The sequence below is a fragment of the Campylobacter concisus genome, from assembly GCF_002913545.1.
Lineage (GTDB): Bacteria > Campylobacterota > Campylobacteria > Campylobacterales > Campylobacteraceae > Campylobacter_A > Campylobacter_A concisus_AV.
In genome coordinates, this window is sequence record NZ_PPBR01000117.1 from 1 (window position 1) to 14,362 (window position 14,362).

Sequence of the window (14,362 nt, forward strand, 5' to 3'; positions counted from 1 at the left end):
AAAAAAAGAATCGCTATATTTTGAGATCAAAAAAGTTCTTTATCTTTTTTGATCTCACTAATTAATTGAAAAATTTAATAATGTTTTATTGGTTTTAACTCCTAAGAAAAGCATATATCGATCCCAAAAAGTCATTTTGATATATAAACATAGTCTTTTTAAGCCATTTTTCATCGCGCTTTGTCACTATTCGTTTTATCTCCTCTAAGTTGCCATCAGCCTTGTTTATGCCACGCTTTGTCGTGAAAAATGCCTTGTAGCCATGCTTTTTAGCAGCACTTAGATACTCGTCATTATATTTGCCTCTTGGCCAGCAAAGTGCCTCATCCTCAAAGCCAAAATTTTTCTTCATAAACTCACGGCAAAGACCAAATTCCTCATCCAAGCTAAGCTGCCCAAAATATCCATCAAAATGCCCATGCGTATGCGAGTGAAAGCTAAAACAGTCACTCATCTTCTCAATCTGCTCTAAATTTAAGATCACGTCTTGTGGTCTGCTCAGAGCTACATTTTTACACTCACTATGGCTGCCATTTAAGAAGGCTCCATGACTTATCTCATGGGCTTTTTTCGCCGCTTCTATCCAGCCAGTGACTATAAACATATTTGCTTTTAGTCCAAAGTCTTTCACGATAGGATAGGCATAGATGTAGTTGTCCATCCAGCCATCATCAAATGTTATGCAAACGCTCTTTTTAGGCACTTCAAGCTCGCCTTTTTTGTATGCGATAAATTCATTTATGCTTAGTGTTTTATAGCCATTTTCGGCTAGAAATTTCATATGCGATCTAAACTCATCCACGCTACTAGCGATAAATCCGCTCTTTTCAAGCACGTGGTGATACATCAAAACTGGTACGCTCATTTTTACCTTTTACAAAATTTCATTTTTTATTTTTGTATTCTAACAACCTATTTATTAAAAACTATGTAAAATACGCCTTAAATCAAACTAAAGGAATTTGTTTTGTTTTACCTTTTACAATACATACTTTTTTATCCCATATTTAAATTTATAAGTTTTTTTAGAAAACCATCTGATAAAATTTTAATCATACAAACTGCCAAGATCGGCGACTATGCAAATTCGACTGTTATTTTTGAGCCTTTGGCTAAATTTGATATATTGCTTGATGAGATAAATGTTGCTTTTGCCAAACATGACAATAGGATAGATAAAATTTTTATAATAAATGATATAAAAAAGAAAAAAACTTCCAAGCTAAGACTAGCATTTGCACTTTTTAAACAAAACTATAAAGATGTTTATGTCCTTATGCCAAATAGTCTAAATCTTTTCTTGGCACGTTGCACTTTATCCAAAAACATAGTAACTATCAAACATTACGCTACTTCTAGTAGCTTTAAACTATTAGCTTTTGGTATGAAAAAAATTTCACATACATTAAATGACTTAACACTATCAACATATCTAAAGATGATAAACGTCAATGAGTTAAAATTTGAAAAACAACTGCAAAAACCACTGTTTGCGCCATCAGAAAATATTATCAAAAGCGATAAATTTAAGGTAGGTATAAGTCTTAGTGCTGGCAATAAAATGAAAACACCACCTAATCAAACTTGGGAGAAGATCTTAAAAATTTTCTCTAAATTTGACTGTGAAATTTATGTTTTTGGTGTTGGTGATGAGGCTAAACTGCTGGAAAAACTAATTTTAGAAAGTAGTGAAAGAAATAGTTTTGAGGGATTAAAATTTATATCGATGATAGATAAGATCAAACTTGAAGAACTTCCGTTTTATCTATCACAGATGCAGTTATACATAAGCTCTGATACTGGAAACTACTATGTGGCTGATAGTGTGCACACTCCAACGATATGTTTAATGGGACCATGCTTTGCAAGTGAGCAAAGGGGAGTATTTGATTCGCTTATTATAAATTCCGCTTTATCCCCGATTAGTTCAGTGTTTAAAACTGTTAGAAATATAGATGCGAGTTCCTTTTTTGAGCTCAGCAAAGATGATCTAGAAAAGATTGAACGATTTGTCAAAGATCACTATATATCGCATCAACGCTGCGAATATAATTATCCAAACTAAAAGCATCAATAACTGCACTATCTGGCGCTTTTGAGCTTGGTTTAGTTAAATTTTCAAGACATTTTAAAAGCGACATTGGGTCTCTTTGGACTATGAAAAAATCTTCTTTTTTTGATGATATATTATAAATTTCTCTTATAACTGGTATATTTGAGTAAATAACGCCAAGGCCACAACTAAGTCCTTCTATGACAACCCTTGGCAATCCTTCATCGCTTGAAAAGCCTAGTACGTAGTCACAATTTTTATAAATTTCTCCCATTTGTTGCACAAATCCCAAATATTGTGCTTTACCAGATTTTATTAGCATATCAAATTTCTCTTTTGCACCAGGTGTCAGCTCTCCACTGCCTGCAAAATAAACATCGACATCATCTCTTTTTAAAATAGTTAGCGCATCAAAGACCAGCTCATGTCCTTTGAGTGTTAGAAAATTTGCAGGCATTATTATATTGATATTATTTTTATCAAATTTTATATTGTCTATAACAGTTGCTTCGTTATTAACTATCACTGGATTATATATGATGTTTTTTTGTATTTCTATCTGTTTGGCATAAAATTCATAAGTTGAGTTTGAAACGCAAATGGGTATAAATTTTTGTTTATTTAAAATTTTAAGTTTAAATGGTTCTATGCGAGAGTTCTTTCTTAAATGCTGTATAACTTTAATGCCTAAAACATTTGCAGCTTCGATATAGGCAAGATTTGTTGAAAAGTGATTATTTAGATGAATTATGTCTGGTTTTTCATTTGAAAGCATAGCGATGGCATATTTATAATCTTTTTGATAAAGGTATTTAGCTAAAGCTTCTTTGCTAAATATACGCAACAGCTCTTTTATTATTTTTGCTGGCTGCCTCTTTGGCATAAATTTTATAAAGTTCACGCCAAGATTATTGATTATTTCAGATATATTTTGCTCACCAACTTTATAGTCATTTTCAAAAAAAACGCTAAATTGATATTTCTTGTATTTTTCTAGACCTTCTAAGAGATATATAAAGCTCTTTGTTCCGCCACCATATTCATGTCCAGTATCCACAAACAAAATTTTTTTCAAATCATTTCCTTGAGCATATCATAAACCTCTTTTTCATCAATTTGCAACATACATTTTTGAAATTTACACTTTTTGCCTACACATGGAGAGCAAGTGCGTGTTTTTTTAATAAATTTATGAATATCTATATCAAAATCTGGATTTGAATTTATAGGTGATGCCACCGCAAAAAGACCAATAGTTGGAGTTTTTAGGGCTGCTGCGACATGCAAAGGACCAGTATCTGGCGTGATTAGTATATTTAGCCTTGAAATTAGTGCGGCTGCTTCTCTGATATTAAATTTACCAGCAAGGTTTAAAAGACGAGGATCATTTATCTTTTCCTCTAGCTGCTTAGTCACGGCACGCTCAGCAGGACTTCCTGTTAAGACTATGACAGTATCTCTATCCTGTAAAACAAGCCTTGCAAGTTTTTCCCATTTATCTATAAACCACTGCCTAGAAATAGTGCTAGCACCCATTTGAAAACCGACAATTTTACGGCTCTCATAGCCTTTTAGCGCCTCATCAACATTAGTAAAATCACTTGCCTCAAGGTATAAATTTAGACGCGTGTCACGACTTTGAATACCTATAAATTTAAGCTGTTCTAGACGGTTTAATACCACATATCTATCATCTCCATATGGCTCTGGAGCATTTGAGTGAAATGAGCTAAACTTATTATTTAAATTTGGCAGTTTAAATAGATATTTTGCCTCACTAAGAACAGCTAGTGGAGTAGCTTGCGGTTCATTTGAGTGCAAAATAAAAACTATATCTGGTGATAGTTTTTTTAATTTTTTTAAAATATCCAAAAACCCACTTTTTTTACCATCATATAATAAAATTTCATCAATGTTTGGATCGGTTTTAAAAAGTGAGGCTGTAGATGGATTTAGTAGCGCAACTACTTTTACATGCGGAAAAATTTGCTTAAACACTCGAAATACTGGTGTGTTAAAAATAGTATCGCCTAGTGCTGTGTTACTAAAAAAACAAACGGTTTGAAAAGACTCGGTTACCAGCTGCGTCTTTTGTATTTTTTTAAAATTTAAAATTAGACGTATAAAGTTTTCAAAGAGTTTCATATATTTTTTCCGTTTGTCTCACCATTGTTTGGATTGAGAAATTCTCTACTATAAAATCTCTAGCATTTGCGCTAAATTTGGCACGAAGATTGGCATCTTCTATGAGAGTTTTTAGAGCATTTTTTAAAGAATCTTTGTTGTCGTTCTCAAATAAAAGTCCAGTTTCATTATCTTTTATCGCTTCGCCAATGCCTCCTACATCACTACCTATACAAGGCACGGCACAAGACTGAGCCTCAAGCAATGCTGTGCCAAGGGCTTCCATTTTTGATGGCAAAACGAATAGATCAAAGCTACCTAAAAAATCGCTCACATCGGCTCTATTGCCAAGCATTAAAATGTTTGAGGTTTTTATATTCTGCAAATTTTCATATTGTGGGCCATCACCTACTACAACCAAAAAAGTATTTGGTAAATTTAACTCATTAAAGGCTTCAAATAAAATTTTGTGATTTTTAGCAGCTCTTAGCACTGCCACAATGCCAACTATAATGGAATTTGCTGGCAAGCCTAGTTGATCTCTTATATCTTTTTTAAAATGTGGAGTAAATTTATCAGTATCGACTCCAGTGTAGATAGTCTCTATTAAGCTTTCTTGTACTCCTTGAGATATAAGCTGAGCCTTGACGGCATTTGAAACAACAACGATCTTATCATTTATGTTGTAACTAAATGGCGACCTAATTGGCGTTTGCAAATGTCTAGTGCGAACTACCTTTGCACCAGTTATTTTACTAACTATGGCACCTATAATTCCATCTTTACCCGAGTGAGTTGAGATGATTTTTATCTTATTTTTCTTTACAAATTTGCAAATTTTTAAAATTTCAAGGATATTAAAAGATTTTTTAAGGTTAAACTCGACAAATTCACACTCTATCTGCTTTTCAAAACTTTTTGAGCCAGAGTTTAGCCCATAAAAAACTTTAAATTTGCTCTTGTCTAATCCGTTTATAACACGCTGTGTGCGGTGCTCTTGCCCGCCAAATCCAAGAGAGCTTTCAAGCTCTAGTATATTTATCATCGTTATTAGGGCCTTTTTTATAATATATACCAAGTGCCATACCTAATGTAAGGTAGAAAAGTTTTGCTTCGCTACTTCCAAAAAAACTACCAAATAGCAAGCTTGCAATAAAACCAAGTCCGCCAAAGAAAATCGTGTATCCAAATACCCTTAAAAGCGTATCATTATTTTTACTTACCTGAATGCTAGTTTTTAAATAACTTATCCAAATTCCAATAAATGCGAGAAGCCCAAATATGCCAAGCGAAAAAAACATTCCTAAAAATTCATTATGAACTTGAGAATAATCAGAAAAAGGCACATCTTGCTCGCTATTTAATTTTCTAATAGTTTTTCCATATAAAAATCTACCATATCCAGTCGGTACAAATGGCTCATGCATTCTATAAATAAGGACTGACTTCCACGAAGCTATTCTAGAAGGAACTGACTCAGTTAGCCCCATTTTAGAGTATGTCCCCATCTCTTTTGGAGATTTTTTCATGAGCTCAATGTATTTTGGTATTAGTGTCAAATTATATCTATCTGGAGATATGTGATGAGAAATCTCATAAAAACCAAAGATAAATATAACAACTAACGCACAAGATAATATTCTAATTTTATTTGATCGTATAAAAATAAAAAAAACAGCTACTAGCACAAATATAACACCTATATAAGTAGCTCTTGTATTGTTTGAAATGATGCTAACTAGTGAGATTACTAAAAAAAGAACCGCGAATGCTTTATTTTTTTTAAATGTTAAAAGAGAAATGGCACATCCAAAAGCATACACTGCCCAAATTCCAAACCTCTCGCCGCCACCATCGTAAATATATCCATCTAACAACCCACCAGTTCTATAACGAAAATCAAAGCCAACATTAGCCCATGTTATTATATTTATGACAGAATGCAGTAAAAGTGAAGAGAAAAATATATAAATATAAATTTTAATTTTGTCATATCCTAAATTCATAAAATAATAGAACAAAACGATCATAAATGCGACATTTTTTATAACACCCTTATTAACCTCTTTTAGTGTTTCATTTATATCTATGGTAAAAAAAAGTGATATATACGCTAATAAAGCTATGATAAAAAGTAGAGCTAGTGGAGCTTTTATTTTTAGTAAATCTTTCAAGCTCCATTTTTTATACTCTGTTGCAACGACTAAGAGAGTAAATAATGACATAGATATAGACTGTATAGAAGCTACTTTTGCCACTGGCAAAGAAAAGAGATAAATGGTAAAAAATATATATTTTAAATTTTCAAGCAAACTGTAATATTTTGTTAAAAATTTCATCATTTTTGATTTCCTCTGCTATTTTGTTCGGGCTTTGCAAGACTATGCACTCACCGCTGCCGTAGATTGGCGCCCATCTTAAAGGATTTGTTTTTCCAAATAAAACAATCGTCTTTACACCAAGCGCTGGGGCTAAATGTGCTACACCTCCGTCAAGAGTAAGAACAAATTTGGCTGCCCAGATATAACTTGCTAGCTCATCTAAACTTTTTGTTCTAGCAAAAACAACATCTGCCTTATGTGATATGTCATTACCAAAGTTAGTCTCTTCTGCACTAATGACAATATTTTTAAATCGTTGCTTTAGAAATTCTAAAATTTCTAAGATTTTACCTTCACTTAAGCGATTTTGTTCTACTCGTGATGAGATATGAAAAAATATAAAGTCTTTAAATTTTTCATTTTTTTCACTTGGCACGTAAAGTGTTTTTTCATCTTTAAAATTTACCCCAAGTGGTGTCAAGCATTGACAACATAGCATGGCTTCATGTAAGGACTGATCAAAATTTAACCTATCTGTTATGAGATGTCTATCTTCGTTTTGTTTGACTGCTCCTATTATCTTTTTAGCACGAGCCACTCTTGCAAAGATAGCGGCAGATGATGAATAAGAGCTTCTAAAAATAACAACTACATCATAATTCTCACGCCAAATTTGAAATAAAATTTTACACTTTCCAAAAAAAGCTTTAACCTTCGCGGCAATGGATCTCACATGCTTTGGCTTTGTATATGTGTATATTTTGTTTAAAAAAGGGTTGTTTTTAATAACACAAGCATTTAGACTATTTACTACGATATCTATCTGAGCCTGGGCGTAGGCTTTGCGCAACGCTTCAATGGCTGGCGTAGTGCAAATTAAATCACCTATGTTGTCATTTCTTATAAGTAAAATTTTCAAAATGTTCCTTCATTAAAATGGCAAATTATATCTAAGATTATTTTAAAACAAGCCAATTTTTAGGTTAAGGCATTTTTTTGTATTATTAAATAATTTAATATTATTTAAAAATGTTTTTGGCGGAGTTATAGATGAAAAAAATAGTATTTTTAAGAACTAATCCAAACGCAGTTGGAGGTGCTGAAAGATACTTAAGAAGGCTTGTTAAGGCCCTAAATGAGCTTGGTATCCAAACAGAAATTCGCTCATATCTTGGAGATGCTGGCATATCTTCTTGGAAAAAAGCTCTAAATTTTAACCGCCAAGTAAAACGCCAAAAAAAAGAGGACGAGTTTTATTTTAGCCTAGAGCGAGTAAGCTGCGCCGATATCTACAGGGCTGGAGACGGCGTGCACAAGGTTTATAGGGCGACAAAGAGCTTTTGGTGGCTAAACCCCCTAAACTTCGTCTATCCATACTTAGAGAAAAGATGCTTTAAAAACTCCCAAAAGATCATCACAAACTCAAATTTCATCAAAGAGCAGATCATCGCGACTTACGGCATAGAGCCAGAGAAGATCACGACCATTTATAACGGCGTAAATTTACCCCAAAGGGTGCAAAAAGCTGAGGCAAAGCTCGCACTTTGTGAGGAATTTGGACTTAAATTTGAGCTAGCGACCCTACTTTTTGTTGGAAATGGCTTTAAAAGAAAGGGGCTAAAAGAGTTTTTGCTCCTTGCTTCAAAGCTAAAAACGCCCGTAAATACGCTCATTGTGGGCAAAGACAAAAACATCTCAAGCTACAAACGCCTAGCTAAAAAACTTGGGCTAAACGCCTATTTTGTCGGCGAGCAAAAGAGCACGGCTAAATTTTATGAGGCGAGTGATATTTTTATCTTTCCAACGCACTATGAACCATTTTCAAATGTCGTGCTAGAGGCGCTTAGCTTTAAAAACGTGGTCTTTACAACGGCTCAAAATGGCGCTAGCGAGATTTTAGAAGATAAATTTGTACTTCAAAGCCCAAGTGACGAGAGCGCGCTGGAGTTTATAGATGAAATTCTCACAAACCATGGGCTCATGGCGAGCCTGCAAGAGAAGGCTTACGAGCTTTCTTTAAATTTTAGCATCGAAAAAAACGCCGCTCTTACGCTTGAAGTGATAAAAGACGCCTTAAAATGAGAGTTTTTATAGAGCTTCCAACCTGGCTTGGTGATAGCGTGATGGCAAGCGCTGCGATCGAAAATTTAGTGCAAAATGAGAAGAATTTACAAATCGTTTTTTTTGGCTCATTTGTAGCTTGCGAGCTTTACAAAAGCCATCCAAACTGCGAAAAAGTAGTCGTTGATGAGAGCAAAAAGGCTAAATTTAGATTTTTATCCCTTGCTAAAAGTGCTAAAAGTCTTAGTAAATTTGATCTAGCGCTTAGCTTTAGAAGCTCGTTTGCTAGTAAATTTTTGCTATTTTTTATAAACGCTAAGAAAAAAGCCATCTTTAAAAAGAGCAAAACTGTCCTTCATCAGGTGCTAAAATATGCAAATTTTGTAAAAAATGCCCTAGGCCTAAGCGAAATTTCTACTCAGCTAAAGCTACATTTTACACCTCAAATTTCAGCTAAAAAAACACTAGCTCTAAATCCAGGTGCGAGCTACGGAAGTGCGAAAAGATGGTACCCAGAGTACTTTGCGCAGGTGGCTTTAAATTTCAAAGATGAGTTTGAGATAGTCATCTTTGGTGGCAAAGGCGAGCAAGAAATTTGCGAGAAAATAGAGCAAATTTTAAAAGAAAACGGCGCAACTTGCCAAAATTTAGCTGGCAAAACCAGCGTCAAAGAGCTTTGTGAACGCATAGCTGGGCTTAGTAAAAATGGCATTTTCGTCACAAACGATAGCGGCCCTATGCACGTAGCTGCCGCCTTTCATGTGCCAACGATCGCTCTTTTTGGACCGACAAAATTTAGCGAAACCTCGCCCTGGGGCAATAAATTTGCAAAGATAGTGCATCTAAATTTGGCTTGCATGCCCTGTATGAAGCGAGTTTGCCCACTGAAAACGCACGCTTGTATGAAAGATCTAAAGCCACAAATGGTGATAGATGAGATAAATTTATTAAAAAAAGAGCTAGGCTACTAAGATAAGTGCCTAATAACCCAGCCAAAATATAAGCTTAAAGCTTCGCAGAGACGCTTGTTAGCCTATTTAATTCATCAAATGAAAAAATTACATTATCTTTAAACTTAGCTACTAACTCATCTTTGTTTTCGCTAAATTTTATCTCGCAGTTCAGCAAAAGTCCTTTTATAAAAAGTTTGTGATCAAGCTCATAGGCGCTTATACACTCATTTACTACGCTAACTACTTCGTTTGCTAAAACTGGCTCTTTAAAGATAGTCTCAGCCCTAAATGCAACGTACGCAGCGCCTCCGTCGTAATCAATTTTATAATAGCTTAGCTCGTCGCCAAGTGCCACGCAAGCAACCATGCTGAGCGTATGACCATTTACATTTTCGTCCAGATCAAACTGCGTCGTGCTAAACGCTTCAAGCCCAAATTTCTCGCCAAACTCACGCGCCCTATTTGCAAGGCTAAGCAAGCGCTCATCAAAGCCATTTACATTTTCATAGCCCCAAAGCCAAGTGTTTGACGAAAAGCTCTCAGAGCCGATAAACTGCATATCAAACTCTTGCTTGTCAAAGTAAATTTTGCCACTTTCAAAGTCAGCCTGCCACTTGCTAGCCTCAACCACTTGCTTAAAAAGCCGTTTTTGAAGCAGCATCGCTCTGCCAAGGCAAGCGCTAAAAAGCTCGCTCCAGTTACATTTATCTATGCCAAGCTCATCTAAAAAATGACCCTTTTTTCTAAAAATATCAAACATTTCTTGTCCTTAAATTTACGCTGATGCAGCGAGCTTTTCTATCTCCTCGCCCACATCGTCGCTTATGATAAACTCAGTCTTATAGATGAAAATTTCGCCAGTTGCTTCATTTTTTATCTTCAAGATTAGCCGTTTTTGATTATTTGGCGCATTTTTGCTAAAAACTAGCGAGTAAATTTGCTCCAGCTTTTGCCTGCTAAGCTCGCTAAGGCTCAAAAGCACCTCTAGCTCGGCATACTCTCTTACTTTTTGAGGGGCGCTCGCCTCGTCATTTTTGCTAAATTTAGAGTTTTGCTTTAGCTTTCTTGTCTTAAAGTCTAAATTTTGCGCATCTTCTAGGCTATAAACCTCATTTAAATTTGTCCTTACAAACTGATCGTCGCGCGAGATATTTATCCTAAATGCATAAGGCAGATCGCGTTTTGCCTCGTCTTTTACGATATCTTCGATATTGCCAAGCTCTCTTTCAAAGACGGCGATCTCGATGTTGCCGTGAAAGTCAAGTACATTTATAGTGCCCATTTTTTTGCCGCTTTTTGTGATCCTCGTGCTAAAGTCCTCGATCTTGCCGACCACCAAAATTTCAGCACTTTGTGGCAAGGTTTCAAACTCCGAGCTTAGCGTGTATTTGATCTTATTTATCTCGTCCTTATAGTCATCAAGCGGGTGACCTGAGAGGTAGATGCCAACGCTCTCTTGCTCAAATTTTAATATCTGCTTGATGTCAAATTCATCATCTATAGTGACGAAATTTATCTTCACATCATTCATGCTATCATCTTCGCCAAATAGGCTCTCAGCCGCATTTTTACGTATCTGGGCTGCATTTTTGCAAGCTTCTACGATATTTTCTACATTTTGTAAAAGCATCTTACGACTAAAGCCAAACTCATCAAAGCAGCCAGCTTTTATAAGGCTTTCAAAGACCTTTTTATTGACCTTAAATGGATCGATCCTTGAGACAAAGTCGTCCATGCTCTTAAACTCGCCCTTTGCGTCACGCTCAGCGATGATGTTCTCAATAGCTGCTCCACCAACACCCTTAATCGCTCCAAGTCCAAATATAATGCCATCATGATCACCATTTTTAACGACGCTAAATTCTTTGGTTGATTTGTTGATAGATGGTGGCAAAGTATCGATGTTTATGCGTTTTATCTCATCGATGTAGCGAACGATCTTATCGACGTTGCTCTCCTCGCTTGTTAGAAGTGCCGCCATAAATTCAGCCGGATAGTAAGCCTTTAGATAAGCCGTCTGAAATGTGACATAAGCGTAGGCTGCAGAGTGAGACTTGTTAAAGCCATATCCTGCAAATTTAACGATCAGCTCGAAAAGATCGTCCGCTTTTTGGCCATTTAGCCCCTTTGCCTCAGCGCCTTTTACAAACTCGCCCTTTAGTCTATCCATCTCTTCTTTGATCTTTTTACCCATCGCACGGCGCACGAGGTCCGCCCCACCAAGGCTAAAGCCGCCTATGGCTTGCACGATCTGCATGACTTGCTCTTGATAGACGATGACGCCGTATGTTGGCGCAAGGATCGGCTCAAGCTCCTTAAATGCGTATGTTATCTCCGCCTCGCCATGTTTTCTTTTGACGAAGTCATCAAGCATACCACTCTCCATCGGTCCTGGGCGGTAGAGTGCTAGCATCGCGACGATATCCTCAAAGCAGTCTGGGCGCAGGCTAGTTCCTAACTTTCTCATGCCCTCGCCCTCTATCTGAAAGATGCCGATGGCTTGGCCACTTTGTATCATTTTATAAACGCCAGAGTCGTTTTTATCGACCTGCTCCCAGATGATATCCCTACCAGTGCGCTGTTTAACGAGCTTGATCGCATTATCTATAACCGTCAGCGTCTTAAGGCCAAGAAAGTCAAATTTTATTAAATCAACGTCTTCTAGGTATTTGAGGCTATACTGCGTCACGAAGCGATCTTCTGGGCTGTTTGGCTGGCGAAATAGCGGGGTTTTGTTCCAAAGCTCTTCGTTTGAGATGACGACACCTGCTGCGTGCTGGCCGGCGTTTCTGTTCAGCCCCTCAAGATCAAGGGCAAATTTCCAAATTTTAGCCGCCTTTGGATTTTGACTTATTAGCTCAGCTATCTTTGGCTCTTTCTCGTAGGCATCTTTTAGCGTGATGTTAAGCTCATCAGGGATAAGCTTTGCCATCGCATCAGCCTCAGCATAAGGCATATCGCAGACTCTAGCGACATCTCTAATGACACCTTTTGCGAGCAATTTACCAAATGTAATAACGCCAGCAACGTTAAATTTGCCGTATTTTTGCGTGACATAGTCGATGATCTCGCCACGTCTACTTTGACAAAAATCCACGTCGATATCTGGCATGCTAACGCGCTCTGGGTTTAGAAATCTCTCAAAAAGCAGGTTGTATGGGATAGGATCAAGGTCAGTTATCTTTAGCGAGTAAGCGACCAAGCTACCAGCCGCGGAGCCACGTCCCGGGCCAACCGGCACGCCTCTACGCTTGGCCTCATTTATGAAGTCCCAAACGATCATCATATATCCTGGGAAATTCATCTTATTGATCATGCCGATCTCTATCTCAAGGCGCTTTCTATACTCTTCGTGTAAATTTTCAGGGACAAATTTCAGCCTCTCTTCAAGACCCTTTCTGCACTCGTGCTCGAAAAATACAGCGTCATTTTTGAAGCTATATCTGTTTTCTGGCTCTGGGAGGGTCAAATTTCTCTCCTTGGCGCACTCAAGAGTAAATTTAAAATTTGGCGGAGTTGGGTTGCCAAGCTTGATCTCAAGGTTGCACTTATCCACGATCTCTTGGGTGTTTTCTATCGCTTCAGGGATGTCTAAAAATAGCTCATTCATCTGCTCTTTGCTTTTGACAAAAAACTCATGGACGCTGTGGCGAAGTCGGTTTGGATCATCTAGAGTTTTGTTCATCGCGATGCACATGAAAACCTCGTGCGCAGCGGCTCTTTCTTTAAAAGTGTAGTGGGTGTCGTTTGTGGCGATGACCTTGATGCCAGTCTCTTTTGCGATACGCAAAATGTCATCGTCTATGCGTCTTTGATCGCCGATGCCGTGGCGCATGATCTCAAGGTAAAAATCATCTCCAAAAATTTCTTTATACTCAAGTGCGACCTCTTTTGCCCTCTCGTAGCCTTTAGCGCCAAATTTAACGTTGCGCTCGCTTAAATTTAGATGCCAGCTCACCTCGCCCTGCAAGCAAGCAGAGCTGCAAACTAAGCCCTCGCTATGCTCTTTTAAGATTTTTTTATTGATACGAGGATAGTAGTAAAAGCCCTCGATGTAGCTCATGGAGCTAAGATACATCAAATTTTTATAGCCAGTCTCATTTTTGGCGATTAATATGAGGTGAAAGCGCTGTTTGGTGCTCTTATCATCGAGCTGCTCGCCGTTATGCACGTATGCCTCGATGCCAATTAGCGGTTTTATCCCATTTTTTTTCATCTTTTTGTAAAAATCAATCGCGCCAAACATGTTGCCGTGATCCGTGATCGCTGCTGCTGTGTCGCCTCTGTCATGGAGCATATGAGCTAGCTCTTCTATCTTGTTAGCTCCGTCTAGTAGGGAGTATTCGGTGTGTAAATGTAGGTGTGTAAAGCCAGAATTTTCACTCATTTTTTATCCTTTTTAATGAGCGGATTTTACAAAATTTTGGCTAATAAGGCGCTTGATGAAAGCTTAATGATAGCTTTAAAATTTAGAGAATTTTCAGTCTGTGGCAAGAACAAAGCGCATGGTTAAGCTGTCACGCTGCACCATTTTGCGTTTGGGAAATTTTAAAATTAGAGCTGGCATATTACATTGTCAAATTTAACCTCGATAAAATTTTAAACGGCATGCGATAGTGCTAACGCACTGCATGCGGTTTATGACAAATAAACTCAAGCAAATTTTAAAATTTCATGAACGAGTAATTTCGGCTCTAAAATTTGAGCTAAGCTGCAAGCGAAGCCAAATTTTAGTAGTCAATTCTTACGAGTGAATGAAAGTTTAAAATTTGCAGAATAGCTTTATTAAATTTGTAAATTCTTTTTATTCAAAAGGGAGACAAGGGGACTTGAATTACGAAGCCGTCCCC

11 protein-coding genes are annotated in these 14,362 nt (G+C 37.0%); 3 read left to right on the top strand and 8 right to left on the bottom strand.

The annotated features are described in order from the left end of the window. Window positions 1-94: 94 nt before the first annotated feature. Window positions 95-865 (bottom strand): polysaccharide deacetylase family protein, encoded by a 771-nt coding sequence (locus tag CYP05_RS07580; RefSeq protein ID WP_103642499.1) that lies wholly within the window; start codon window positions 863-865, stop codon window positions 95-97. 102 nt (window positions 866-967) lie between these two features. Here CYP05_RS07580 and CYP05_RS07585 point away from each other — a divergent pair, with 102 nt between their 5' ends. Next, window positions 968-2,065: a glycosyltransferase family 9 protein gene (locus tag CYP05_RS07585; protein WP_103642500.1), complete on the top strand. Its 1,098-nt coding sequence runs from the start codon at window positions 968-970 to the stop codon at window positions 2,063-2,065. Here CYP05_RS07585 and CYP05_RS07590 read toward each other — a convergent pair. The 5 genes from CYP05_RS07590 to CYP05_RS07610 are packed head-to-tail and all read right to left on the bottom strand — an operon-like array spanning window position 2,013 to window position 7,417. Then, window positions 2,013-3,128 (bottom strand): glycosyltransferase family 4 protein, encoded by a 1,116-nt coding sequence (locus CYP05_RS07590; protein WP_103642501.1) that lies wholly within the window; start codon window positions 3,126-3,128, stop codon window positions 2,013-2,015. The two genes, CYP05_RS07585 and CYP05_RS07590, sit on opposite strands and share 53 nt — an antisense overlap. Next, window positions 3,125-4,198, bottom strand: a complete 1,074-nt coding sequence (locus CYP05_RS07595; protein WP_103642502.1) for a glycosyltransferase family 9 protein — start codon at window positions 4,196-4,198, stop codon at window positions 3,125-3,127. Before CYP05_RS07595 ends, CYP05_RS07590 begins: the two co-directional genes overlap by 4 nt. Further along, window positions 4,185-5,222, bottom strand: a complete 1,038-nt coding sequence (locus CYP05_RS07600) for a glycosyltransferase (protein ID WP_103642503.1) — start codon at window positions 5,220-5,222, stop codon at window positions 4,185-4,187. Before CYP05_RS07600 ends, CYP05_RS07595 begins: the two co-directional genes overlap by 14 nt. Next, the gene (locus tag CYP05_RS07605) at window positions 5,200-6,519 is read right to left on the bottom strand and encodes an O-antigen ligase family protein (protein WP_103642504.1); all 1,320 of its coding nucleotides are present in this window, start codon (window positions 6,517-6,519) and stop codon (window positions 5,200-5,202) included. The genes CYP05_RS07600 and CYP05_RS07605 overlap by 23 nt, the downstream gene beginning before the upstream one ends. Continuing rightward, window positions 6,482-7,417: a glycosyltransferase family 9 protein gene (locus tag CYP05_RS07610; RefSeq protein ID WP_103642505.1), complete on the bottom strand. Its 936-nt coding sequence runs from the start codon at window positions 7,415-7,417 to the stop codon at window positions 6,482-6,484. The genes CYP05_RS07605 and CYP05_RS07610 overlap by 38 nt, the downstream gene beginning before the upstream one ends. A gap of 131 nt (window positions 7,418-7,548) precedes the next feature. Here CYP05_RS07610 and CYP05_RS07615 point away from each other — a divergent pair, with 131 nt between their 5' ends. Both CYP05_RS07615 and waaF read left to right on the top strand, forming a co-directional pair. Continuing rightward, window positions 7,549-8,580, top strand: a complete 1,032-nt coding sequence (locus tag CYP05_RS07615) for a glycosyltransferase family 4 protein (protein ID WP_103642506.1) — start codon at window positions 7,549-7,551, stop codon at window positions 8,578-8,580. After that, on the top strand, window positions 8,577-9,530 hold the full coding sequence (gene waaF / locus CYP05_RS07620) for a lipopolysaccharide heptosyltransferase II (protein WP_103642507.1): 954 nt from the start codon (window positions 8,577-8,579) through the stop codon (window positions 9,528-9,530). The genes CYP05_RS07615 and waaF overlap by 4 nt, the downstream gene beginning before the upstream one ends. A gap of 34 nt (window positions 9,531-9,564) precedes the next feature. Here waaF and CYP05_RS07625 read toward each other — a convergent pair whose 3' ends face one another. After that, window positions 9,565-10,272, bottom strand: coding sequence for a DUF6882 domain-containing protein (locus tag CYP05_RS07625; RefSeq protein ID WP_103642508.1), 708 nt, complete (start codon window positions 10,270-10,272; stop codon window positions 9,565-9,567). 15 nt (window positions 10,273-10,287) lie between these two features. Next, window positions 10,288-13,899 (bottom strand): DNA polymerase III subunit alpha, encoded by a 3,612-nt coding sequence (gene dnaE / locus CYP05_RS07630; RefSeq protein WP_103642509.1) that lies wholly within the window; start codon window positions 13,897-13,899, stop codon window positions 10,288-10,290. Between the last annotated feature and the right edge of the window lie 463 nt (window positions 13,900-14,362).

Excerpts from the sequence above, each read along its gene's own strand:
- CYP05_RS07580 (WP_103642499.1), bottom strand. The coding sequence starts at position 865 with ATGAGCGTACCAGTTTTGATGTATCACCACGTGCTTGAAAAGAGCGGA.
- CYP05_RS07595 (WP_103642502.1), bottom strand. The coding sequence starts at position 4,198 with ATGAAACTCTTTGAAAACTTTATACGTCTAATTTTAAATTTTAAAAAA.
- CYP05_RS07600 (WP_103642503.1), bottom strand. The coding sequence starts at position 5,222 with ATGATAAATATACTAGAGCTTGAAAGCTCTCTTGGATTTGGCGGGCAA.
- CYP05_RS07605 (WP_103642504.1), bottom strand. The coding sequence starts at position 6,519 with ATGATGAAATTTTTAACAAAATATTACAGTTTGCTTGAAAATTTAAAA.
- CYP05_RS07615 (WP_103642506.1), top strand. The coding sequence starts at position 7,549 with ATGAAAAAAATAGTATTTTTAAGAACTAATCCAAACGCAGTTGGAGGT.
- waaF (WP_103642507.1), top strand. The coding sequence starts at position 8,577 with ATGAGAGTTTTTATAGAGCTTCCAACCTGGCTTGGTGATAGCGTGATG.
- CYP05_RS07625 (WP_103642508.1), bottom strand. The coding sequence starts at position 10,272 with ATGTTTGATATTTTTAGAAAAAAGGGTCATTTTTTAGATGAGCTTGGC.
- dnaE (WP_103642509.1), bottom strand. The coding sequence starts at position 13,899 with ATGAGTGAAAATTCTGGCTTTACACACCTACATTTACACACCGAATAC.